This window comes from Mucilaginibacter sp. (assembly GCF_039921305.1).
GTDB lineage: Bacteria > Bacteroidota > Bacteroidia > Sphingobacteriales > Sphingobacteriaceae > Mucilaginibacter.
Map to the genome: position 1 here is coordinate 142388 of NZ_JBDSCA010000023.1, position 24446 is coordinate 166833.

The following is a 24446-nucleotide window of genomic DNA, read 5'->3' on the forward strand; positions in this document are numbered from 1 at the left end:
AACACGATCAACAAAAAAGGCTTTCAGAAAATCTGAAAGCCTTTTGTATTATTTTGTTTTTTATCTTCTTAATCAGCAACTAAAACCTCGGGGACTGATTCGACTACCATTTCCTTACTCTTTAAATATGGCTCATGATATTGTTCCATGAATTGTTTTTTGGAATCGCGGTAAAAGGTTACCCCCCCTATCATACTTAAAAACTTAATATAATACCAGGCGAAATCAACCTGGTAAGGCATAAAGCCTGTACGTGCGCTTTTGGGGAACAAATGGTGATTATTGTGCCACTCGCCGGCTACAAAACCAGGCCAAAGCTGATTGATAGACATATCATTCCGGTTATGATCCACACCGTCTTTACGTTTATCTTCACCTTTACCGTGCCCTTCGTAATTAAAGGTACGTACGCCTACTGCCCAAAAACCGGCAGCCCCAAAAATAGTACAGGCCAGGGCATGCCCGCCAATCAGGAAAAAGATACCATACCAAACCGACCAATTAATTATCCAATATAAAACTGCCATACCGGGGCTGGCTAACGAGCCCCATTTTTGATATCCTGCATAGCTATTGGTTTTAAGCCCTGTATGTTTCATTAGCTGAACCGCACGATCATAATCGGCAGCGCTCATGTTTTTGGCTATGGGCTGGTGGTTCACATCTGCTAAAAAGCAATATAAAAACCCGCCAAACGCATTGTAAGGATCGCCAGGTTGATCTGACTTGGCATGATGCACATGATGTGATATTACGTATATCTCTTCGGGGATAATTTTAAGGGTAAGATTTTGAGTTACAAAACGCCAAAAGTTATTTTTAAACTTATAAGCACCATGCGTACAATACCTGTGATACCATATGGTACCATGTGTACCCATAATTATCATGCTGTATAAAAATGCTATTAAAAGCATCCACACACTAAAAAATTTAAATATGAACAAGAAAAAAAACGGGGCCAGACATATTACTTTTAACCAACTAAAAAAACCAAGCCAGTTTTTACGATCAGAAAATACGTTTAAGCGGGAAAAAAATTCTGTCCAGATCTGTTTTGCCGTTGGTTTTATAAGGTTACCGTCATCATCTTGCCAGCCATATGCAGGCGGCTCTAATACATGGTCTAAAAATGCCATTTGGGGGGATTAAAATAGAAAATAGAATTAATTAGGGTGTAATTTTGCATTATTGGGCCAATATATGAAATTTAAATGACATTACTTTTAGCCCCTTTTTAACATGCAAGAAGTAAAAAATTGTGCTAATATTTACATGTATAATGATTGTGTTAAAACCATTATATCAAAAAAATAGCATAAATAACATTCTTGTATAAGTTAAATCCACATCTGCCTGTACTTGTATTAATATCTTACAAAGTTTAATTACGCTAATTAAACGGCAAAGTAGGCTCTTCAGTATTGATATGATTTATTAATTAATAATTAACCCACAACGGACTACGACTCCAATTATTAAAATACGATAAACATATTTAAACTGCATTTAAATTAAAATTCTTTCATAAAAAACAATACAAAAATTTTATTTGGTTATCAAAACCGTAAATAGTTTGTATTTATGAAAAATTTTATATTTTTACAAATGCAAAACTACCGGTCTATGAAAGTGAAAATTCTACCTCTTTTTAAACATAAGACATACTTATTTTCTTTTATGTTGGTTATGCTGGGAAGTATTCTTTCTTCTTTACCAGCATTCAGTCAGGTTGACTATTATTACGGGATTAATAAAAAAGGAATAAGATTGGGGATTGGAGCTGGTGCGGGCTTATTAATGTCAAATTGGAGCTCAAATCCGATATCCCCAGCAGGATTGTTATCACTTGATTATGACCTTAACCCCTATTTCAGTATTGGTTTACAAGGACAATTTGGACAGCTAAAAGGTGTTGACGCTAAAAATAAATTATATTATCAACAAACCGCAGTTACTTATTATGGTGGTAATTTAAATTTCAAAATAGCAGTAGGCCAGTTTTCTGATTTTAAATCACATAGCGCGATTCAGGATGCACTAAAAAGGATATATGTTGGCGTGGGTGTTGGCGAGGTTAATGCACAAGTGGCATTAACTAACTATACGCAAACTCCTAAACCCGGAATAGCTTCGTTAACTGATCCTAATGGAATAGCCGGAAGTTACCCTAACTATAATTTAACTCCTAGTAAAACAAAACCATCGGGTACTTCATTATATATACCTATTAGCTTTGGTACCAATATTTCGTTACGCGGTTTCGGAGGAAGTGATAAGTTTGAATTGAATCCTAACTTCCAATATAATATGGTTCAGAATGCTTATTTTGATGGGTATCAGCCAAGTACACTTGATTATACACCTGATAATGGTTTGTATTTTTATGTCCGTAAAAGTTCAAACCAAGCCTTTTTTCTAGGTTCCATAAACTTACGTTACAAATTTTAATTTAACTGTTAACGCAGATTAATTTTTAGTAAACACAAGAAATAATTATTAAAGATAAAGATGAGTTCAAATCACAAAAAAATAGCCTTATTAGCTACATCAGCTTTGTTTTTCGCGTGTAAAACGCAAAAACCTATATACGAGCTACCTGCTGATGTTAGGCCATACATAGGTAAAACAATTGCCGCTCCTCCGGGTATGGTATATGTTCCGGCGGGTACTATATTTGAAAGCACAACCATTAAAGATTCTACAAATAGCGACACCACAACCCGTAGGGTGAGTTTAAGTTCGTTCTTTATGGATGTAACCGAAGTAAGCAATAAACAATACCGCAAGTTTGTTGATTGGGTTGCTGATTCGGTTGCTGTAAGCACTTACTTAAAAAGTGATAAAAAGTATTTTTACGATGCTAAAATAAAAAGCAAGAGCAAAATTACTACTAAAGGCGCTAAAGCTGATTCTGTAGCGAGAAGGATTAACTGGAGCAATATTGACATGAATAGCAAAATTCCTTTCTGGCAGAGCAATAGCGAAAAGTTTCCGGCGTTAGTAACTATGGTGAACGGGCGCAAAACTTTAAATAAGGACATGCTTAAATTTGCTTTTACACATGTACAGGCAGGTGGCCCTAATGCAGGCAAAAGTGTAACAGATACGGTTAAAATTATGCCAAACAATAATGTTTGGCAATCAGATTTCCCAAATTCACAATCAGATTTTTTGGTAAATAATTATTTCTTAATCAAGGGTTTTGATAATTATCCGGTTGTTGGTGTAACCTGGAAACAGGCCCGTGCGTATGCAAGTTGGAGAAACATTATAAGCGGAACAAGCGATGCGGCCTTGGTAGATATGGGTTTGAGTTTTAGTTTGCCAACAGAGGCTCAATGGGAGTATGCTGCATCAGGAGGAGAGTTAAATATTGAAAACGCGACAGGCAACGTTCAAACTAAAGATCAAAACGTTGTACCATCATACATTCAACCTAAAACAAAAAAGGTGTTACCAATAGCTAACTTTAAACAAGGCGAAGGTAATTACACCCGCGATGGCGCCATACAAACAGTACCGGTAAAATCATATGCTCCTAACGTTTTTGGTTTATACAACATGGCAGGTAACGTTGCTGAGTGGGCCTTAGATGCCTATAGTCCATCGGCTTTTGAATTTGTTGAAGATCGTGATCCGGTTTTGTTATTGGATGCACCTGATGATGATGTAGATGTGATGAAACGTAAAGTTGTAAGAGGTGGTTCATGGAAAGATAACGCTACTGACCTGAATACTGCAACACGTAACTACGAAGTACAAAATGTTGCTCACTCATATATTGGTTTTAGATGCGCAATGGCAGCTCCTGACCTGATCACAGAACAAATTGGAACTAAAAAAATGCCTGTTCAAAAGAAGAGCAAAAAGCCTAACGTTCAAGCAGCTCCGGGTAAATAGTGACAAACAAATAAATTGAATAAGAATAGCAACGGTTAATAGCATGAAAAAGAAATTCATAATTGTTTTGTTTATTACATTGGCTGGCAGCCTGAGCTTAATGGCGCAATCCAAAAAGAAAAGCAGGGCAAAAACCACTAAAAAAACAACAAAACCGGTGGCTGCGGTAAAGCCTGATACAACTGCGGCCTCTTTGGCCATTTTACCTGCCAATAATAAAATTGATACCATAAAATCAGTACCGGATAGTGACGATGGTTATTTAAAAAGTATTGTAATAACCAAAGCCAGGCCATTTCAGATTTTTGAACCCAGCGAAAACAACGTTAAATTTTACCATAGGTACAAACGCGATATCAGCTTTAAAGATGCCCGTAATGCCAAGTTTAATACAACAGGCGCAACTTTAATTGAGGCTATATTGAAAGGTGTTAAGGATGGCATAATTACCCCTTATGATGCAACCGCGGTTGCCAAAATTAACCCAAATGGTGATGCTTTTACCGTGCCTTTAACTTATAACCAATTTATGGGTAAAATGGTTGATACCGCATTAGTTGATCAATTAGATAAAGACGGTAATAAAATTGGTAGCGTAAAACAATTGAACGATTTTTCGCCAGATAAGGTAGTTGGTTACCGTATTAAGGAGGATGTTTATTACGATAAACAACGCGCAAAAGTTGAAACACATATTATTGGTATTGCACCACTAATTGTATTAAAGCTATCAAATGGCGATACTGTAGGTACACAACCGGTAGTTTGGTTAAAATACAAACAGTGCCGTGAGGTTTTTGCTAAGATGGACGTATCTGATGCAGACCATAACATGTATGATGTAAGTATGGATGATATGTTTTTACAACGCCAGTTTAACTCTGTGATAGTTGAAGAATCAAATCCGAAAGGGAACCGTATTAAAGATTACATGAAAACTCCGGAAGAGCAAGCTAAAGAAGCTGTCCGTATTGAGAAAAAGCTTGCTGATTACAAGAAAAACATTTGGAACTACCAAACCAATATCACCGCGGTATCTGTACCGGATAAAACTAAGGCTCCAAAAACTAAGAAACCAGCAACAGATACTAAAAAGAAAACTACTACCCCACCGCCAGCTGATAATAATACAGGTACACCTGTAAAACCATAATAAAAGCTGACGCAGAATATTTAAAGTCCCGGATCAATGATTCGGGACTTTTTTGTTTATTAAGGTTCGGGTTCCTTTTTGTTTAAGGCCAGCCTGATCACTTTATTGAGCGTTAAACCCTGAACTATAATGGAGAAGATAACCACAAAATAACAACTGGCTATAATGAGTTCTTTATATTTAGATTCCCGTAAGGAAAGGGCCAGTGCTATAGAAATGCCGCCGCGCAAACCAGCCCATGTTAAAATGAAGATACTTTTGTAATTCAGATCGAGCGTACGTTTTAATAAAGTTACGGGTAGCCAAACGCTTAGTCCGCGGGCTATAAGAATTACCACAATGGCTAAGAGGCCGCTTCGCCAGTAATCATCAACAAAGGGTAGTTTGAGTAATTGCAAGCCTATCATCACAAAAAGGATGGTGTTCATCAGTTCATCAATCAGCTTCCAGAAGCGTTCCATAAATTGACGTGTGCGGCTTCCCTGCTCGTCGCTGGTTAAATCATGACTACCAATATAAAGTCCGGCGGTAACTACACTTAGCGGGCCCGAAAAGTGTAACAGGCTGCAAAGCACCGTTAAGCTCATTACCAAGGCGAGCGAAAGGATGATGATAGTTTGAAAATCTTCTACAGCTTTCATAAGTCGGTAAATAATGACAGCCATTATAAGGCCCAGGATCAAGCCGCCAAAAACTTCGGTACAAAATAATTGTGCTATTTTCCCAAATGGTATCTCCACTTTGCGCTGCCGTGCTATCTGCGAAAGCGTAATAAAAAGTACCAGGCCTATGCCATCGTTAAAGAGCGATTCGCCGGTGATGATGGTTTCGAGGTGCTTGGGTATCTTTGATTTTTTGAGGATAGATGAAACAGCTACCGGATCTGTTGGCGATATTAAGGCTCCAAACAGAAGGCAATAAACAAAGGGTACCTGGATATGTATCAACATGGATACTACGTAAAACAGCGCTCCAAAAATAGCTGTAGAAAGCACCACACCAATAGTGCTGAGGATAAGCACCGGCTTTATCTGGCCTTTAAGCCGATTGATATCAAAGTTAAGCGAGCCAGCAAAGAGCAGGAAACCGAGCATGGTATCAAGCAGCGTATCGCTAAGATCCATGTGGGCGGTAAGGGCATTGATAAACCTGTTAACAGATGGAATAGATTCGCCAAAAACAATGATCAGAATTGATGCTATGGTGGCAATTGTAACAATACCGATAGTACCCGAAAGTTTTAAAAAGCGAGCGTTAAGGTAGGAAAAGAAAGCGCTGATGGCTACCAATATAGTGACGACGGTGTAGGTACTCATAGGCGCTTTATTAGTTATTATTCAGTTTTCATGGTTTCGGGATCGTATTTGCGAATAATAAGGCGCGAGCCACTGTTGTTGCTGAAATAGCTGCCTATCCAGTTGATAAAAACGATGAGGCGGTTACGCGAGCTAATGAGCGATAACAGGTGAACAACTCCCCAGATGATATAGGCGAAGAAGCCTTGCAGATGTATCTTGCCTAAATCGGCAACAGCCAAATTTTTACCAATGGTGGCTAAAGAGCCTTTGTCGAAATATTTGAACGGCTCGGGTTGTTCGCCGTTGATTATTTTGATCAGATTTTTTGCCAAGTGCTTGCCTTGCTGTATAGCTGCCGGCGCTACACCGGGGTGGCCATCGGGCGTTTCGGGCGTAACCACGGCTGCAACATCGCCTATGGCGAATAAATTGATATAGCCTGCTACACGGTTAAACTCGTCGGTTTGGATACGGTTGCCCCGCACTATTACACCTTCGGGAATGCCTTTAAGCACTTTGCCTTTTACACCGGCCGCCCAAAGTACGTTGCGGGTTTGAATAGTTGTACCATCATCTATCACCAAATCGCAACCATCATAGCTTTTAACATGCACGCTGTTGGTTACAATTACATTTAATCCTATCAAATAATCTTTAGCCTTTTTTGATGCCTGTGGCGACATTACCGCCAGCACTTCAGATTTACCCTCAACCAGGTAAACCTTCATATCTTCTTTCTTCAGTTCGGGATAATCATAGGTTAAAACGTAGTTGCGCATTTCGGCTAACGCGCCCGAAAGTTCAACTCCGGTTGGCCCCCCTCCTACCACAACAAAGGTTAACAAGGCATCGCGTTCAACATCATCTTTAGCAACCAAAGCCTTTTCAATATTTTGCAGTATGAGACTGCGGATGTTAAGTGCTTCGGGAATACTCTTCATGGCCATGGTACGATGTTTTAACTCATCGTTGCCAAAGTAATTGGTATCCGATCCGGTTGCCATTACCAGGTAATCGTATTTTATTTCGCCAATATCGGTATCAATGGTGTTTTTTTCGGGATTAACCCGGTCTACCTTGGCAATGCGGAATGTGTAATTTTTTTGCCCGGTAAATATTTTGCGGATAGGAAAGGCTATAGAATCGGCTTCGATATCGCCCATGGCAACCTGGTAAAGCATGGGCTGAAAGGTATGATAATTGTTTTTATCAACCATGATAACCTCAACGGGTTTGTCTTTTAGTTTTTTGGCTAATTCTATCCCGCCAAAGCCACCGCCTATAATTACTACCCTGGGGTGATGGGTTATTTCGTTTAACTGCATAACATCAATAAAGCAAATATGCTGCCTTTGAAATAAAGGTAACAATAGCATTTATGTTTGCAGCAAATTGAAATTTAATTAATTAAATGTTGACAAAGTGGTAACAAATTGTTTTATATGTTGAATATTGTACAAATTGCATGTTACGGCTTATATTTGCATATATTAATAGTCCGTTAACCGGAAATCTAACAAGCATGAATTTACACATCATCAAAATAGGCGGAAACGTAATTGATAACTCTGAAAACCTGCACAGGTTTTTAAAGGATTTTGCGGCGCTTGATGGTTTTAAGATACTGGTTCATGGTGGCGGCAAGGTGGCTACGCAGCTATCGGCAACATTAGGTATTGAGGCTACACTGGTTGATGGGCGCCGCATCACCGATATTGAGACCCTCCGTGTGGTAACGATGGTTTATGCCGGATTGATCAACAAAAACATTGTGGCATCGTTACAGGCCGTTCAATGTAATGCTATTGGTTTAACAGGTGCCGACGGTAATTTTATATTAGCTAAAAAACGCCCGGTTAAAACCATTGATTATGGTTTTGTTGGTGATATTGATAACAACTCGATAAATCCAGGCAACCTGAAAAACTTGATGGAAGCCGGATTTATACCTGTTTTTTGCGCTTTAACGCACGATGGCGCAGGGCAGTTATTGAATACCAACGCGGATACCATAGCATCTGCTTTGGCGGTGGCTTTGTCAAACTTATACGAAACAACGCTTATTTACTGCTTTGAGAAAAAGGGTGTTTTGCAGGATATTGATGATGAGGATTCGCTGATACGGGAGATTGACCCGCAGCGCTACGAGGAGTTAAAAGAGAAGCAAATTATTGCAGGGGGTATGTTACCCAAGTTAGATAATGCTTTTACCGCTATTGCATGCGGCGTAAAAGCGGTAATTATTGGCCATGCTGATGAGTTGGGCCAGCTCAAAAACAATAAATCATTTGGAACCCGCTTAAGTACAAGGATATGAACATACAAAAAAACATCGCGATAATAGGGAGCGGAAACATTGGTTTAGCTTTAGCTAAAGGATTGGTTAAGGCCGGCATTTACCAGCCACAGCAAATTACCTTAACCCGCAGAAATATAGCGTTGCTGGATGATCTGGCCAAAATAGGTTATAAAGTTACCGACGATAATGCAAAAGCGGTAAGCAAGGCGCATATTGTTGTTTTAGCTGTATTACCACAACAATTGAATAAATTATTAGACGAGATAAAGGATAGCATTAAGCCGAAGAAGCACTTGCTGATATCGGTAATATCGGGCGTGAGCTGTGCCGATGTACGTAAGTACTTAGATATTGATGTGCCTGTTGTGCGTGCCATGCCGAACACGGCTATTGCCATTGGCGCATCAATGACCTGTATTGGCAGTGATAATGCTGATAAGGGCAGTATTGCATTGGTGAAAGAATTGTTTGATACCGTTGGTGTTACGATACCAATTAACGAAGAACTGATGACATCGGCCACGGCTTTATGCGCTTGTGGGATAGCCTTCTTTTTACGCTCTATACGTGCGGCATCTCAAGGTGGTACAGAGATTGGTTTCCACGCGCATGACGCGCTTAAAATGGCCGCGCAAACCGCTAAAGGCGCAGCCGACCTGTTGTTGCAAATGGCCAGTCACCCGGAATCGGAAATTGATAAGGTTACATCGCCAAAAGGCTGTACCATTGCCGGTTTGAACGAGATGGAGCATAATGGCTTTAGTTCGGCAATGATCAAGGGCATTAAGATGTCTGCTGAGATTGCTGGCGTTTTGTATAAGAAAGATTAGATAAGACTTGAGTATTGAGGGCTCATCTTCAATACTCAAGTTGATTAGTTTTGATTTACAGCTATCATATTTAGCGATAAAATAATTCAGAAGATTTTTCGCTCGTACTTCCTTCGAAAGATTTTTTTGATGTGTTGTAAGGTATCCCACACCTTGCCGACTAAGTTTTAAAATAAACTTAAAAACAACATGAAAAATTTATTGAAAGGCCTTGCTGCCGCATTAATCATCACTTCGTTCACTGTGTCTGTTCAAGCTCAATCAAAGATGGACTCCAAGATGGATTCTAAAATGGAGATGAAGAAAGACACATCTAAAATGAAGATGGAGAAGAAAAAGATGATGGCTAAAAAGAAAATGAGTACAAAAAAAATGAAAAAAGATACCACAAGCAAAATGTAATTGCTCAAATCTATCACGCAAAGCTATATTGCCTTGCGTGATGTTTATCCTAAACTAAAAACAATCATGAAAAAAATATTTATTTTATCCGTTGCTTTATTATTTGCACTGGCTACTTTCGCGCAAAGCGGATTGAAAGTTGGCGCCACCGCCCCACAATTTACCGCTAAGGATAACGCGGGCAAAACCTTAGACTTGAAATCACTTTTAAAAAGCCACAAAGCGGTAGTGCTGTTTTTTTACCGTGGTCAATGGTGCCCGTATTGTAACAAGCAGATCAAACAACTGCAAGATTCACTACAATTACTAACCGGCAAAGGCGCGTATGTTATTGGTGTTACGCCCGAAACCGAAGATAACATTGCTAAAACCGTTGAAAAAACAAAAGCATCATTCTCTATGGTTCAGGATAAAGACTATGCTATTATGAAGGCTTACGGTGTGAATTACACTATGGACGCAGCTATGGTTACCAAATACAAAACCTATGGCATTGATCTGGATAAAAACAACGGTAATACCGATCATGTACTACCTGTACCAGCCACCTACGTGATCAACAAAAGCGGCAAAATCACTTTTGTACAGTTTGATAAAGATTATAAAAAGAGGGCGAGTGTTGCAGAGATAATGAAGCAGAGCCCCCTAACCCCCTAAAAGGGGGAACTGACTTGCAAGCGTTTACCAGTATAACGTTCCGGAAGCCATTCAACAGCCCCCCCCTTTAGGGGGCGGGGGGGGCTGTTCTGCGTTTTTTCTCTTTCGTAATCAAGCCCAACTCACGGCTCATTTGTCCTGCAATAGCGGTATTCTCTTGCGCACGGCGGAAAAGGTAGGGTAGCACAGCTTGCACCGGTCCGTAAGGCACATATTTGGCTACGTTGTATTTAGAATCAGCAAGGTTAAAGCTCAGGTTATCGCTCATGCCTAACAATTGCGAAAAGTAGATGTGCGGGTGGTTATGGTTAACCTGGTATTGATCTAACAAATCGGCTAAAATTTGGCAGCTGTCTTCGTTGTGAGTTCCCGCTACTATGGCTAAGGTGTCAATATTGGCTACGCAATATTCTAAAGCTTTGTTATAATCATCATCAGTAGCTTGCTTGGTAGTTTGTATGGGCGATTTATAACCCATTTCCATAGCACGCCTGCGTTCCTTTTCCATATAGGCTCCGCGTACTAACTTTGCCCCTAAAATAAAACCTTCGGCAACAGCTATATCATGGTCTTCCTGTAACGATTCCAGCTTATCATGCCTATACAGTTGGTATGTGTTATAAATAATGGCCCGCTCCTTGTTAAACACATCCATCATGGTTAAGGCCAGTTCGTCAATGGTGTTTTGTATCCAGCTTTCTTCGGCATCAATCATTACAGGGATACCTAAATCATATGCTTTTTTGCATATCATGGTTACACGCTGCTCAACCTTTTTCCATTCAGCTTTTTCGGCTTCGGTCAGGTCTTGCTTCGCGTCAAGCTTTTCCAATAAACCAAAGCGGCCAACGCCGGTTATTTTAAATACCGTTAGCGGGATGCTTTTATCGCCGTTAGCGCGGTGTATGGTGCGGATAATCTCCTGGCAGGTTTCGTCAAAAACGGCTTCCTCATCTTCACCCTCTACCGAATAATCCAGTATAGTACCTACCCCGCCCTGTGCTAAATTTTTAATGGTACTATCGCACTCGGCAATGGTTTCGCCACCGCAAAATTGTTTGAATATGGTTGCCCTGATGATGCCCTTGATAGGCAGGTGCATATTGAGCGCCCAATTGGTTACCGGCGGACCGATCTTGACCAAAAAATTAATATTAATTAGCTTAAACAACCACCAGGCACGCTTTAAGGCTGCATTGCTTGTATGCCTGAAGGCTACTTCGGTATTTTCAAAAGATAGTTGCTTCCCCTCGCGGGGATCGGTGTTATTTGAGGTCAGCATACTGCAAATTTATAAAATGCGTTTTTATATAACTCATTATTGGATGAATAGTTTATTTTTGCCGTTCCTATGATCGAATTCGAATTAACCGGAGAATACATCCCGATGATACAACTGTTAAAAGCTACTAACCTGGTACAAACCGGTGGCGAAGCACAAATTGTTGTAACACAGGGCGAAGTAAAATACAATGGCCAGATTGATACCCGCAAACGCCTTAAAGTTAAGGTGGGCGATGTAGTAGAATTTCGTGGCAAAAAAATTACCGTTAAATAACAGATGAAGCAGATACAAAGCATTAGCTACCCTATATATTTTGACAGCATAGCTACGCACCTTAACCAGTTTATTGCCGATGGCAAGTACTCGCGTTTTTTTATTTTAACCGACGAGCATACCTCAAAACACTGCCTTGAATACATTACCAGCAAGGTTGACCCGGATAAATACGACCTATTAGAAATTAGCGCCGGCGAAGAAAGCAAAACCATTGATTTTTGCATAGGAATATGGAAAATGCTGATCGATTTTGATGCCGACCGTAACAGCTTATTGATCAATTTAGGTGGTGGTGTAGTTACCGATCTGGGCGGCTTCGCGGCATCAACCTACAAACGCGGTATCGATTTTATACATATCCCTACTACCCTGTTATCACAAGTTGATGCCTCTATCGGCGGTAAAACCGGTATTGATATTGATAACCTTAAAAACATTATAGGCACCTTCACACAGCCTAAAGCCGTGTTTATTGAGCATACATTTTTACAAACCTTACCAGCCCGCCAAATAAAAAGCGGCCTGGCCGAAATGTTGAAACACGGCTTAATTGCCGACGTTGCTTATTGGGAGAAATTAAAGGTGAGCAACCTGGAGTTGCCTTCAACTGAGTTGGTTTACGAATCTATCCTGATCAAAAACAAGGTAGTTATGGCCGACCCTACCGAACGCGGCTTACGTAAAATATTAAACTTTGGCCATACCATTGGCCATGCTTTAGAGAGCTACTCGCTTGATAACGATAAAAACCCACTTACCCACGGCGAAGCCATTGCTGCTGGTATGATATGCGAGGCTTGGTTATCACACCAGAAAGCAGGCTTATCTGCCGAGGCATTGCAAGAAATTACCGATACCTTTTTATCTATCTACGGTAAGTATGATGTTAAAGAAAGCTGCCACCCCATGCTACGCGGCATCATGAAGAAAGACAAAAAGAACCAAGGCGGTAAAATTAACTGCTCCCTGCTTACAAAAATTGGCGAAACACAGATTGATAATATTTGTACAGATGACGAACTTTGCGATAGTTTAAAATATTACGCATCGTTAGCATATGAACCAGCTTGAGCTGAGAGATAAGGCCGCGTTGTTTTTATTGGTAATGCTGGTTGTTTTAACCTTGGTTGAAATGACCTTAAGTTATAGCGAAAACCGCAGATATTATCAAAAGCGCGACACATTAAATAACCTTTACCTTACGGGACTGGCTTTTTGCCTTAATCTGTTGGTTAAAGGTTTTACTTTTTTTGTGCTTACTTATGTTTGGCAATACCATCTGTTCATTATCAGTAACCGTATTGTTTATTGGATAGTGCTTATTATAGCGCAGGATTTTTTGTACTGGGTACTCCATTACACGGGCCATTACTGCCGCCTGTTTTGGGCCATGCATGTAACCCACCACTCCAGCCAGCATTTTAACTTTTCGGTAGGTTTCCGCAGTACAGTATTTGAGCCTTTGTACCGGGTATTTTTCTATTTTCCGCTTGCGCTGATGGGTTTTAACGCCCTGGATATTTTGTATGCTTATTTGGTAACACAGCTTTACGGCAACCTGGTACACACCCGGTACAAGATCAGCTTACCACGATGGTACGGATACATATTTGTTACCCCGTCGCAGCACAGCGTTCACCATGCTTCAAATATTCCTTATCTGGATAAAAACATGGGGATGGTTTTTATTATCTGGGACAGAATATTCGGCACCTATCAGGATGAGAACCTGCCCGAGCCAACACGTTATGGCCTAACCCATCAACCGCAGGATATGGGCCCGGTGAATATCATTTTCCATGAGTGGAGGGCACTTATCGGGGATATGCGCAAAGCTCCCGGGTTATCCAATAAACTGAAATACCTGTTTAACTCACCCGGGTGGAGCCACGATGGAAGCAGTAAAACAGCGAGGGAGTTGCAACGTATTGAATCAGAATCAAGAAACCAGAACCAAGAATCAAGATAAACAAAATTGTGTTATTGCGAGGAATGAAGCAATCGCGAGCTGTACAGAACGAATAGGCATGTCCACTCTGTCTCCGTGCGATTGCTTCGTTCCTCGCAATGACACAGGAGTAAATAACTTATCCCTTCAGATGATCTTTTACCACATCTATCAGGTAATCAATATCAAATGGTTTGTGAATGTAGCCATCGGCTTTGCTCAGTTTGGCTAATTCTTTCAGGTTTTGTACCGATGATACCAGCAGCACAGGGATGTGATTTGTTGCAGGGTTCGCTTTTAGCTGGCCGCATAGCTGGTGTCCATAGCCATCGGCAAGCCAATCGTCTAAAAGTACTAAGTCGGGCTTGTGGGATTCAATATCATTTAAAGGTTCAGCATCTAATGACGATATCACCTCGTAGCCTTCATCCTCTAAGATATAAGCGATCATGTCTAAAATGTCATGATTGTCTTCAATTACAATTATCTTTTTGCTCATTAATTAAATAGGTCGAACGATTAAAGGTAAACTTTATTTCCCGACAATACACTATATCGTTTATATAATTTGAAATTATATTTCTTATAACTAAAATAATCCACAAGTAATATACTTGTACTTTCTGTTTTAATTCTGTTTTTTAGAATCTTTATAAGTATTGTTTTCAAGATCAACATCTGGCAGCTGGTTATCCGGATCAAGCGTGATACTGTCTATCCGTTTTGTTGAAGAGTATTTAAACTTCCATTTAAAACCACGCTGCCAAATTTCAACAGGCAGATGTATAATTTCGGTTTTACCACCATGCTGAATAATTTTAAGGCTAACCGGCATAGCCAGTTTCTCTTTATTGATCAGCGTGATCAACACACCCTTTGCGGGATCATTATCAGTATATTCAACCCGATCTATTGCCTGATCTAGTTGCCATGTTGTGTAAAACCAGCTTTTAAAAAACCAGTTCAGATCCTCGCCCGCCGCACTATTCATGGCATGGAAAAAGTCTGATGGTGTTGGGTGTTTCATGGCCCAGTTTTTAATATAGTTTTTAAAAGCGTAATCAAACCTATCGTGCCCAAGTACTTCGTTGCGCAAAATTTCTAAACCTAAATAGGTTTTATCATAATATAACACATAGCTATTTAGGTTAATGGCTTCGGGTGGCGTCATTAATGGATCTGTACATGCTAACAAGCTCTTCATAAATTTATCATCGCGGCTTAAGCGTTTGGTGCTATCGCTGTACTCGCCCTTGTTAAAATTATCAGCAGCGTAATGGTTTATAAAGGTATTAAAGCCTTCGTCCATCCACATGTACTTGCGCTCGTTCGAGCCTACGATCATCGGGAACCAGTTATGCCCAATTTCGTGTGTAACATCGCCCCAAAGCTCTTTATCTTTTATCTTATTTAAGCAAAAAATAATACCGGGATACTCCATACCTAAGGCTACCCCGGCAACATTAACCGCCGAGTTCCAGGGGTATTCAAAGTACTGGCCCGAGTAAAGTTCCATACTATTTTTCAGATACTCGGTTGAGCGGCCCCAGGCTTCGTGGGCATCTTTACCATAACTTTCAACCGGATAGGCCGACATGGCTATACCTTTCCTCCCCGAAGGGAAATTAACCTTCGCCGCATCCCAAACAAAGGCTTTTGATGCCGCCCAAGCCACATCGCGGCTGTTCTGCATTTTAAAGTGCCAGGTTTTTTGGGCGCCCATAGTGGGTACCTTACCTTGCGCTGTAGCCTCATCAGGCGTAATGATCATTACTGTTTTATCACTGCCACGAGCCGCATCCAACCGTCTGTTTTGGGTTGATGATAGTACTTGTGCCGGGTTTTGCAGCTCTCCGCTGCCCACTACCAGCATGTTTGATGGCGCAGTTATGTAATAATCAAAATCGCCGTACTCGCAGTAAAATTCACCTAAACCCATGTAAGGCAAAGTGTTCCAGCCTTCAACATCGTCGTATACGCACATGCGCGGGTACCATAGAGCTATCTCATAAACGTAACCATCCTTAAATTTTTGGCGGCCCATACGATCAGCCCCGTACAAGGGGATAGAAAAGCTATAGTTTACTTTTACCGATATTTTATCGCCTTTGGCGCCAAGCGGTGTGCTTAAACGCACCTGCATGCGGGCATCGCTAATTACCGGATTAACGGTATAAGTTTTGGTTAGATAAGTTACAGAAACCGATGTAATGTGATAACCACCCCTACTAAAACCCTTTACATCAAACCTATCGCCTGTGGTAGGTGTGGTAGCCCAACCGCGCGAACCGGGTTTAAATATATTTTGATCAAGCTGCAACCACAGGTAATCTAACTTATCCGGACTATTATTGGTGTATAATATGGTTACCTCACCGGTAATGGTGGTGTCTTTTGGGCTTTCGGTTAAAGTGGCCTTAATCTGATAATCAGCCCGGTTTTGCCAATAGCTGGGCCCCGGAGAGCCGCCTGGTGAGCGCAGATCAGAACCCGGAGTAGGCCAGTTTATGGGGCCAAAAAGTTCCTTATGGTTATACTGGGTAGAATCGGATTGCGCTTTGGCTGGTGATGAGTCAAGCAATATGAAAGCTGCTGCACTAAGCAAACAGAGTGTCGTAAATTTTAAATAATGCATTGCCAGTTGAAGGTATAATACAAAGTAACCAAAATTATAACAGATATTGAATTTTAGATACTTAGGTAGTCAAATTATTACACCGTTGATTGTAGTAATTAGTATCTATATCGCCTTCACATCCCCAACCAATATCCAGCCTTCATTACCATTAAGCAGGCGTACCCGCATCCAATTGTTACTATTTTCCAGAACATCCACTTTAGTACCCTCGTGTATCACAAAAAGGTTTTTGGAGCCTGCTCCCGGTTCGCTCTTCACATTAACAGCGTTACTAAATACAATGGCTTGCTTATGCGATGCAAAATAATGTACCTGGGTTGCGGCCAGTATAATGGTGATCAAACCGATGCTTATTAAACCCATCGCTGTAAAAAAGCTGGTGCGCTTTAAACTAACCGATTGTGAATACAGATAGGCGATAAAAACTCCGCTTCCCGCAATAAAAAACAGGATGCTTAGCCAACCCAACGTACCAACCGAAAACGCCATTACAATAGCCTCCCACCATTTGGTTAAAAAAATATCGGGCGTGGGGTCTATCTTATCCGTAGTTTTTAAGTTGCAAAGCTGGATGTTGAAATTGATATCATCATCGCCGGGGTTAATTTTATGAGCCTTTTCATAATATAAAATAGCCGATGGGATATCGCCTTGCTTGTAGTAAGCGTTACCCAAGTTAAAATAAACGGTGGCCGATTGATTGCCATTATTCAAAATACTTTGATAGGTTTTAGCGGCATCGGCATATTTGCCTTTGGCGTATTGATCGTTGCCTTTCGCGAAAAGCGTATTCACTTCATCGTTACCAAACGATGTGAATGGTAAAGCCAGCAACAGTACCAGGTATGTTATGCGCTTCATCATTTTATACATTGGTTTCAATATCGTTAATGGTTGATTTTGCTCCGTCAAACACCTGCTGTTGCGATACATGCGATACCGGTGCGAAGCGGGCCATTTCGCACAGGTCGAGCGTATCGGTCATATTTTTGATCAACGCATCGCTAACTCCTTTTAATTTTAATTCTGCAGCTATGTTTTCCTGGTTCAGATCGGCCGCCGGGATGTTGAGCTTATCGCTCAGGTAGCCGTATAAACCTTTAGATACGGCCTCGTAAAATGCTTTGGTATTGCCTGCCTGCATTTCTTTACCGGCATTAGCCATGTGTTTGGCGGCCAGTTTTGCGGCACGGCGGTTTTTCACTTTTACAATATCGCTGTTAAACTCTTCGGTGCGTTTACGGAACGCGAATGCGCCTATAAAAGCCAGCGGGCCTAATAACAGCAACAACCAATATCCGGCAGAACCGAAGAAAGCTTCGCCCTCATTATACAAATCGGGGCTTGATGATTTGATGTAGCGGATATCCTTAGCCAGCATTTTAATATCCCGCTGATCTGCCGGGGCCAGGCTGGTTACATTGCCAGCCGCATCGGTACCTTTGTTTACCTTGATAGGGAAAACCGGGGTTGTAAGCGTTACGTATTTGTTGGTTTTAGGATTAAAATACGAGAATTGCACCGGTTCAATAGTATAAGTCCCTTCGTGCCTTGGTATCATCAAATAAGCCAGCTCCCTGCTGCCAGATACCCCTTTGATGCTCTCGGTAACGGCATCGGTAATTTTAGGATCGTACTTCTCAAAATCTGTTGGCGGGTTAATGTTAACCTCTTTTAGTAATTTAATATTACCCGAACCTGTTATTTTGAGTTTATAGTTAAGCGCCTCGTTGGCTTTTAATTCACGTTTATCAACAGTACCCTCAATAGCGAATGTACCTACCGCTCCTGTAAAACTGGCGGGTTTGCCGGCCTCGGGCAAGGGTTGTACATGCACAGTTACCGGCGGACTGGCCACCTTAATTTTCACATCCTCGGTACGGCCACCAAACATTTGCTCCATCACATCGCGCGCCGGCAAGGCTTTGCGAACCACAAACGTCATCGCCAATGGGTCAATGGTTAAGTTTCCTGCCCTTTCGGGGAAAAGGATGGTTTGCTTGACCTCGGCAACATTATAACGCTGTCCGTTATAAACCTCCATTTTCCATGGGATATTCTGTTGCTGGTTTTTGTTCACATCCTGGCTCCAGAAACCATTTAGATCGGGCGCTTTATCCAGATCATTCGCCACCAGCGAAACACGGGTATAAAGCTTGTAAGTGAGCGTAATTTGCTCGCCTAAATAAACCCTGCTTTTATCAATTACGGCGCGCATGAAGATGTTCTTCTTCATATCGGCACCCGGAGCATCGGGCGGTGTGTTATCAAATGGCGATTGTGCCTGTTGCTGTTGTTGCTGACGTTGTTGTGCCTGCGGATTACCTTTTACTACCGTTATAACAATTGGCTTTGTACTCACCGGCCTGCCATTGATCACAATATAAGCCGAGCCAATGGTAAAAGTACCAACCTTATCGGCCACCAGATCATACCCGATAGATACACTTTGGGTAACCTGCCCGTTAATAGAGCTCATGCTTTGCGATTGGTTGGGCCCACCCACTACCTGGAAGCCAGCGAAGTTTGGTGGCGTAAACTTATCGCCACTGGCATTCAAGGTAAACTGCACCTCAAACACTTCGCCGGTGGCTACCTGCGTTTTGCTTACCTGGGCCACAAAACTTTGGCCCATTGCCGCCGTGGTGCAGAAAAGTAAGAGGGTCAATATGTAATGTTTGATGGTCATTTATTAGTTTAAAAGTAAGAGGGGATTAGCGTTATTTTTATTCCCTCCCCACGGGAGGGGTGCGATTGGTTGTGTTGTGGCAGGGAGGGGATATGCGACATGCTTACGTATAAACCCCTCCCTACACCCTCCCGTTGGGAGGGAATCGCACAAGGCCACCGCTTTTAATTGGCGACCTATTTATCTTACCAATCCTTCGATATCGCTACTTTGGCTCCTTTTAACTTTTTATTTTTTAATTTATCCTGTGTTTGCTTTTCCTGATTGTTGAGGGCCTCCAACATGCGCTCGGCATCATCTTTTGATACCTTGTTGGGTTGCTGCCCCTGCTGATCTTTCTTGTCCTGGTCTTTTTTATCCTGATCCTTCTTATCCTGATCTTTCTTGTCCTGGTCCTTTTTATCTTTATCCTTGTTGTCTTTGTTATCTTTATTTTGATCTTTTTTATCCTGATCTTTCTTGTCTTTGTTATCCTTATTGTCTTTTTTATCTTTCTTATCCTGATCCTTTTTATCCTGCAATTTTTTCTGGGCGTAGGCTAAGTTATAACGGGTTTGATCGTCTTTCGGGTTATTCATCAACGCCTTTTTGTATGCGTCAATGCTCTCTTCCAGCTTTTGCGATTGCAGGAGCGAATTACCCAAATTATGATAAGCCGATGCCGCTACGTTTTTATTGTTAGCCGTCTCGGCAATTTTGGTGAACTGGGTTTGAGCATCCTTAAAATTCTTTTGCCTGAACTGTGCATCGCCCATGTTAAAGTTACCCTCAACGCTCTGGTCCTTTTTAGCTACGCCATTTTTATAGGCTTCTTCAGCTTCCTTGTATTTCTTGTCCTGGTATAATTGGTTTCCTTTGCGGATATCGGCCTTCTCCTTCTGCGCGTATATCGCGGAAGCGGAAAGCACCAAAACCATCACTATAAAGTACTTTTTCATATCTCCTGCCTCTCCTTCACTTCAAATAATTTCATGCGGCTTAAGCGTAAACTTTTACGGTTCGAGATAAAAAACTCAACGATCAATAAGATGATCGCCAATGCTACCAAGATCTGGAAACGGTCTTCAAAATCTTTAAACTGTTTACTGTCGTAATCCTTACGATCCATGCGGCTCATCTGATCCATAATTATATTCAAACCGCTGCTCGCGTTGGTAGCTCGCACGTATACGCCATTACCCGCGCTGGCAATTTCTTTACCCATGTTTTCGTCAAGCTTGCTCACTACCACTTTACCGGTGCTATCGGTATGGAAACCGGCTTGCTTACCATCTTTGATGATCGGTATCGGGGCGCCCTCGGCCGAGCCTACTCCTACTACATTTACCGTTACCTTTTTATCGTAGGCATTGCTGGCGGCGGCTACGGCATCATCCTCATGGTTTTCGCCGTCGGTTATTACGATCATTGATTTCGGGGTGCCATTTTTAAAATCGAAACTCTGCATCCCCATATCAATGGCCGCGCCTATGGCCGTACCTTGTGTAGGCACCATATCCGGGTTAATGGTATTTAAAAACAGCTTGGCGGCGCTGTAATCGGTAGTGATAGGCAATTGCACATAAGCCTGACCGGCGAATACCACAATACCTATCCTATCATCGTGCATGTTATCAATCAGTTGCGATATAGCCCGCTTGGCGTTCTCCAAACGGTTGGGAGCCAAGTCTTGCGAAAGCATACTGTTGGATACATCCAGCAGTATCATAATATCGGCCCCCTTGCGTTTTACCTCTTCGAGTTTGGAGCCTATTTGCGGGTCGGCAGCGCCAATTAACAGCAATCCGTAGGCTATCACAAACAAAATAAATTTGAGCCAGGGTTTTGATAACGATACCTCGGGCATCATCAGCATCACTACTTTTTTATCGCCAAATTTGGCCAGAGCCTTCTTTTTCCAGCGGCTCACCAGTATAAAACAAATGATGAGGATGGGGATAAGCAGCAGTCCCCATAAAAATTCGATATGTGCAAAACGTATCATAGCTTAGGTTAGGGCTCCTTTAAATATTGTGTTTTTCAATGCAAATTCTAATAATAACAACACCAGCGCGATGATGGCGAAAGGCAAAAACATCTCAGTTTTTTTGCGGTACTGGGTTACATCAATCTTGGCTTTCTCCAATTGATCAATCCGGCCATAAATCCCTTTAAGCGATTCATTATTAGTAGCACGGAAGTATTGGCCACCTGTGATCTGGGCAATTTTGGTCATAGTTGGTTCGTCTATCTTTACCTCCATACGCTGGTATACCACCCCGCCATAAGGCGATGGTACCGGGTAAGGCGCTGTGCCAATGGTACCGATACCCACCGTATACACGCGGATACCAAACTGCTTGGCAATCTCCGCAGCAGTAATGGGCGGAATTGAGCCGCTGTTGTTCACACCATCCGTCAGCAAAATAATTACCTTGCTTTTAGCCTTGCTATCTTTTAAGCGGTTAACGGCGGTAGCCAATCCCATACCAATGGCGGTACCGTCTTCAATCATTCCGTTCTTAATATCCTGGTAAAGGTTGATCAAAACCGAGTGATCAATAGTTAAGGGGCATTGCGTAAAACTCTCACCACTGAAGATCACCAAACCGATACGGTCATCCGGCCGGTTCTTGATAAAATCAATCGCGATGTTTTTACCTGCTTCTAAACGGTTGGGTTTAAAATCTTCGGCCAGCATACTGCCCGATATATCAGATGCGATCACAATATCAATACCCTCGGTAGTACTATTCTGCCAGCTTAGGGAAGATTGCGGCCGAGCTAAAGCTATAATTAAAGCCACCAGCGCCAGGCATCGCAAAACAATAACACTATGCCTAAAGTACGGAAACCACGATTTTGAGTACTTGCTAAAGCCTTTTAAAGTAGGTACACTCAATGTACCCTGCTGCCTTTTGGGTTGCCAAAAATACCATACCACCATCAACGGGATGATGATGAGCAGCCAGAAAAAACCCGGTGCGGCAAATTCAATTCCTTTAAACCAGCTCATCACCCTCTCCTTTCCTAATTAGAAATGAACTTTTTGATCGGTTTGCGTAGAAACCCCTCCCTACACCCTCCCATTGGGAGGGAATCGCACGGACCCCATGCTTTTTAAAAGCTACCGCGCTACTCATCACCCTCTCCTTCTTTTTTAATGGTTGGTTTAACAGGTTCGCGCTGAGTTTTTACTACGAAATCTATCGCGTTGTTCATGCTGGACTCGTTATCGGCGGCAAGCGGTTTCTCCTTGGCAAATTTTACCAGATCGGCCATTATCAAAATCTGTTTCAGCTTGGCGCGATCAGGCTCTGCAATTTCCATGTAGCGGATACTGGCGAAGATCTCGTCCGTAGTTTGCTCGTTGGCGTGAATGTGATAACGTTTCTCCAGGTAATCACGCAAAATATCGCTTATCTCGCTATGGTATTCTTTTATCCGGTTTTGCTGCCATAGTTTTTGTTCTTGCAGGGCGTATAGCTTGTTTAAAGCAAGCACATGTGCAGGCTTCTCCGGTTCGGGCGGTGCAACGGAAATTTCTTTTTTAGGGCGCTTGCGCAGATAGTAAATAATACCCGCTATCACCAAAATGGCCAATATTGGGAAAGCTATTTTAGGCCAGTTATCGCGCAGCCATTCTTTCCACGAGTAATCTATTTTTAATGGTTCTTTGATATCAAATACGCCTTTGGTGGTGTCAACGGCTATACCTTTAACGGTTAAAACCAGCTCGGGAGTTTTAAAAATACCGCCTTTGGTTTTGATCTCGTACTGGGGTATTACATATTGTCCGCTATCGAATGAGGTTAGGGTATAGCTCCTGTCGATGGTTTCTATACTAATATCGCTTTTATCGAAACTGGTATCGGGCTTGTTTACACTTACAATGAGCAGCTTGGCTTTGATACTATCGGCCAATGTAGGGAAGTTCACGCTATCCTTAGCCGGAAACCTTACGGTGATGTGCAGCTTGGTTTGATCGCCAATTGGTAGAGTGGCTTTTTCCAGGCGCGCATCAACCTTTACGGCCTGCGCCCTTGCCTGCTGTATGCCGCCGATGGCGAAAAGTAAAACAATTAAATATTTAAAATACTGGTTCATTTATCGTCTGCTTTCCCGCTTTTTAAATAATGTCATCAATGGTTTAACGTAGTTTTCGTGGGTGCCTATGTCGCCAAAATCCACACCCGATTTTTTGAAGGCTTCTTTAATACCAGCGTTTCTGCGCAAGGCATCAGCCCTAAAGGCGCCGCGCACTTCGGGGTTGGCGGTATCTACCCATTGGATAGTGCCGCTTTCTTCGTCCCTTACGGGGATGAGGCCCATGTTGGGGAACTCTTCTTCGTGCCTGTCGTACAGCCTTAGGGCAATTATATCGTGCTTTTTGTTGGCTATCTTCAACTGATCCTCAAAGGCCGGACTAATAAAATCTGAAATAACGAAAGCCGTACTGCGCTTTTTAATGGCGCTGGTTAAATATTTTAAAGCTTCGGCAACGTTGGTGCCCTTGCTTTCGGGAGTAAAATCGATAAGTTCGCGAATGATCATCAGGATATGGCTTCGTCCCTTTTTGGGTGGGATAAACTTCTCTACTTTATCGCTGAAAAAGATAACGCCTACCTTATCGTTGTTCTGTATCGCCGAGAAGGCCAAAACGGCGCAAAGCTCGGTAGCTACATCCTGCTTTTGTTGGTTAATGGTACCAAAATTCTCGGAGCCGGAAACGTCCATCAAAATCATCAGCGTAAGCTCACGTTCCTCATCGAAAACCTTAACATAGGGGTGGTTAAAACGGGCGGTAACGTTCCAATCGATGGTGCGGATCTCGTCGCCAATCTGATACTCGCGCACCTCGCTAAAGGCCATACCGCGCCCCTTAAAGGCAGAGTGGTACTCGCCCGAAAACAGGTGATTGCTCAACCCCCGGGTTTTGATCTCTATTTTACGAACTTTTTTGAGGAGTTCTTTGGTATCTTTTGGCATTTGTTGGTTTTGTTGTTTTGCGAGGAACGAAGCAACCGCACGGAGGCATATTCGCCCTGTATAGCTGCCCGGCTTCCGTGCGGTTGCCACGCTATCGCTC

23 protein-coding genes are annotated in these 24446 nt (G+C 42.0%); 10 read left to right on the forward strand and 13 right to left on the reverse strand.

The annotated features are described in order from the left end of the window. Nucleotides 1-68: 68 nt before the first annotated feature. On the reverse strand, nt 69-1139 hold the full coding sequence (locus ABIN91_RS06485; protein ID WP_348049687.1) for a fatty acid desaturase: 1071 nt from the start codon (nt 1137-1139) through the stop codon (nt 69-71). Nucleotides 1140-1584: 445 nt separating this feature from the next. Here ABIN91_RS06485 and ABIN91_RS06490 point away from each other — a divergent pair, with 445 nt between their 5' ends. Genes ABIN91_RS06490 through gldN form a run of 3 tightly spaced genes read left to right on the forward strand, consistent with a single transcriptional unit; the run spans nt 1585 to nt 5056 of the window. Further along, a complete protein-coding gene (locus ABIN91_RS06490) occupies nt 1585-2451 on the forward strand; it encodes a hypothetical protein (protein ID WP_348049689.1) in 867 nt (288 codons plus the stop codon). A gap of 60 nt (nt 2452-2511) precedes the next feature. Next, a complete protein-coding gene (locus tag ABIN91_RS06495) occupies nt 2512-3903 on the forward strand; it encodes an SUMF1/EgtB/PvdO family nonheme iron enzyme (protein ID WP_348049691.1) in 1392 nt (463 codons plus the stop codon). A gap of 43 nt (nt 3904-3946) precedes the next feature. Continuing rightward, nucleotides 3947-5056, forward strand: a complete 1110-nt coding sequence (gldN, locus tag ABIN91_RS06500; RefSeq protein ID WP_348049693.1) for a gliding motility protein GldN — start codon at nt 3947-3949, stop codon at nt 5054-5056. 59 nt (nt 5057-5115) lie between these two features. On the opposite strand, the gene ABIN91_RS06505 is transcribed toward gldN, so the two are convergent. Together ABIN91_RS06505 and ABIN91_RS06510 are read right to left on the reverse strand one after the other, a co-directional pair. Next, on the reverse strand, nt 5116-6372 hold the full coding sequence (locus ABIN91_RS06505; RefSeq protein WP_348049695.1) for a sodium:proton antiporter: 1257 nt from the start codon (nt 6370-6372) through the stop codon (nt 5116-5118). 17 nt (nt 6373-6389) lie between these two features. Next, on the reverse strand, nt 6390-7679 hold the full coding sequence (locus ABIN91_RS06510; protein ID WP_348049697.1) for an NAD(P)/FAD-dependent oxidoreductase: 1290 nt from the start codon (nt 7677-7679) through the stop codon (nt 6390-6392). A 197-nt stretch (nt 7680-7876) separates the two neighbouring features. Here ABIN91_RS06510 and argB point away from each other — a divergent pair, with 197 nt between their 5' ends. The 4 genes from argB to ABIN91_RS06530 all read left to right on the forward strand — a co-directional run bounded on the left by argB (nt 7877) and on the right by ABIN91_RS06530 (nt 10542). Then, nucleotides 7877-8671 (forward strand): acetylglutamate kinase, encoded by a 795-nt coding sequence (gene argB / locus ABIN91_RS06515; protein ID WP_348049699.1) that lies wholly within the window; start codon nt 7877-7879, stop codon nt 8669-8671. Then, on the forward strand, nt 8668-9483 hold the full coding sequence (gene proC / locus ABIN91_RS06520) for a pyrroline-5-carboxylate reductase (protein ID WP_348049701.1): 816 nt from the start codon (nt 8668-8670) through the stop codon (nt 9481-9483). Before argB ends, proC begins: the two co-directional genes overlap by 4 nt. Nucleotides 9484-9672: 189 nt before the next feature. After that, nucleotides 9673-9885: a hypothetical protein gene (locus tag ABIN91_RS06525; RefSeq protein WP_348049703.1), complete on the forward strand. Its 213-nt coding sequence runs from the start codon at nt 9673-9675 to the stop codon at nt 9883-9885. 66 nt (nt 9886-9951) lie between these two features. After that, entirely contained in the window at nt 9952-10542 is a 591-nt protein-coding gene (locus ABIN91_RS06530) for a peroxiredoxin-like family protein (protein WP_348049705.1), read from the forward strand. 67 nt (nt 10543-10609) lie between these two features. Here ABIN91_RS06530 and ABIN91_RS06535 read toward each other — a convergent pair whose 3' ends face one another. Beyond that, nucleotides 10610-11824, reverse strand: a complete 1215-nt coding sequence (locus tag ABIN91_RS06535) for a proline dehydrogenase family protein (protein WP_348049707.1) — start codon at nt 11822-11824, stop codon at nt 10610-10612. 69 nt (nt 11825-11893) lie between these two features. Between ABIN91_RS06535 and ABIN91_RS06540 the strand changes: the two genes are divergently transcribed. The 3 genes from ABIN91_RS06540 to ABIN91_RS06550 are packed head-to-tail and all read left to right on the forward strand — an operon-like array spanning nt 11894 to nt 14072. Beyond that, nucleotides 11894-12100, forward strand: coding sequence for an RNA-binding S4 domain-containing protein (locus ABIN91_RS06540; RefSeq protein WP_348049709.1), 207 nt, complete (start codon nt 11894-11896; stop codon nt 12098-12100). Between the two features lie 3 nt (nt 12101-12103). Beyond that, the gene (gene aroB / locus ABIN91_RS06545; protein WP_348049711.1) at nt 12104-13174 is read left to right on the forward strand and encodes a 3-dehydroquinate synthase; all 1071 of its coding nucleotides are present in this window, start codon (nt 12104-12106) and stop codon (nt 13172-13174) included. Beyond that, a complete protein-coding gene (locus tag ABIN91_RS06550; RefSeq protein WP_348049713.1) occupies nt 13161-14072 on the forward strand; it encodes a sterol desaturase family protein in 912 nt (303 codons plus the stop codon). Before aroB ends, ABIN91_RS06550 begins: the two co-directional genes overlap by 14 nt. A 118-nt stretch (nt 14073-14190) precedes the next feature. Here the strand turns inward: ABIN91_RS06550 and ABIN91_RS06555 are convergent, their stop codons facing one another. The 9 genes from ABIN91_RS06555 to ABIN91_RS06595 form a co-directional block, all read right to left on the reverse strand. Then, complete coding sequence (locus ABIN91_RS06555; RefSeq protein WP_348049715.1) at nt 14191-14550, reverse strand: response regulator; 360 nt, start codon at nt 14548-14550, stop codon at nt 14191-14193. Between the two features lie 129 nt (nt 14551-14679). Continuing rightward, a complete protein-coding gene (locus ABIN91_RS06560; protein ID WP_348049717.1) occupies nt 14680-16686 on the reverse strand; it encodes a M1 family metallopeptidase in 2007 nt (668 codons plus the stop codon). A 105-nt stretch (nt 16687-16791) separates the two neighbouring features. Continuing rightward, nucleotides 16792-17553 carry a tetratricopeptide repeat protein gene (locus tag ABIN91_RS06565; protein WP_348049719.1) on the reverse strand — a complete coding sequence of 254 codons (762 nt, stop codon included), beginning with the start codon at nt 17551-17553 and terminating at the stop codon, nt 16792-16794. 1 nt (nt 17554) lies between these two features. Beyond that, nucleotides 17555-19378, reverse strand: a complete 1824-nt coding sequence (locus ABIN91_RS06570; RefSeq protein WP_348049721.1) for a BatD family protein — start codon at nt 19376-19378, stop codon at nt 17555-17557. Between the two features lie 185 nt (nt 19379-19563). Continuing rightward, a complete protein-coding gene (locus ABIN91_RS06575) occupies nt 19564-20316 on the reverse strand; it encodes a tetratricopeptide repeat protein (RefSeq protein WP_348049723.1) in 753 nt (250 codons plus the stop codon). Further along, nucleotides 20313-21362: a VWA domain-containing protein gene (locus ABIN91_RS06580; RefSeq protein ID WP_348049725.1), complete on the reverse strand. Its 1050-nt coding sequence runs from the start codon at nt 21360-21362 to the stop codon at nt 20313-20315. The genes ABIN91_RS06575 and ABIN91_RS06580 overlap by 4 nt, the downstream gene beginning before the upstream one ends. Nucleotides 21363-21365: 3 nt before the next feature. Then, on the reverse strand, nt 21366-22373 hold the full coding sequence (locus tag ABIN91_RS06585; RefSeq protein WP_348049727.1) for a VWA domain-containing protein: 1008 nt from the start codon (nt 22371-22373) through the stop codon (nt 21366-21368). A gap of 119 nt (nt 22374-22492) precedes the next feature. Further along, nucleotides 22493-23464 (reverse strand): hypothetical protein, encoded by a 972-nt coding sequence (locus ABIN91_RS06590; protein WP_348049729.1) that lies wholly within the window; start codon nt 23462-23464, stop codon nt 22493-22495. Continuing rightward, the gene (locus ABIN91_RS06595) at nt 23465-24346 is read right to left on the reverse strand and encodes a DUF58 domain-containing protein (protein ID WP_348049731.1); all 882 of its coding nucleotides are present in this window, start codon (nt 24344-24346) and stop codon (nt 23465-23467) included. It lies immediately after the preceding gene. Nucleotides 24347-24446 lie beyond the last annotated feature (100 nt).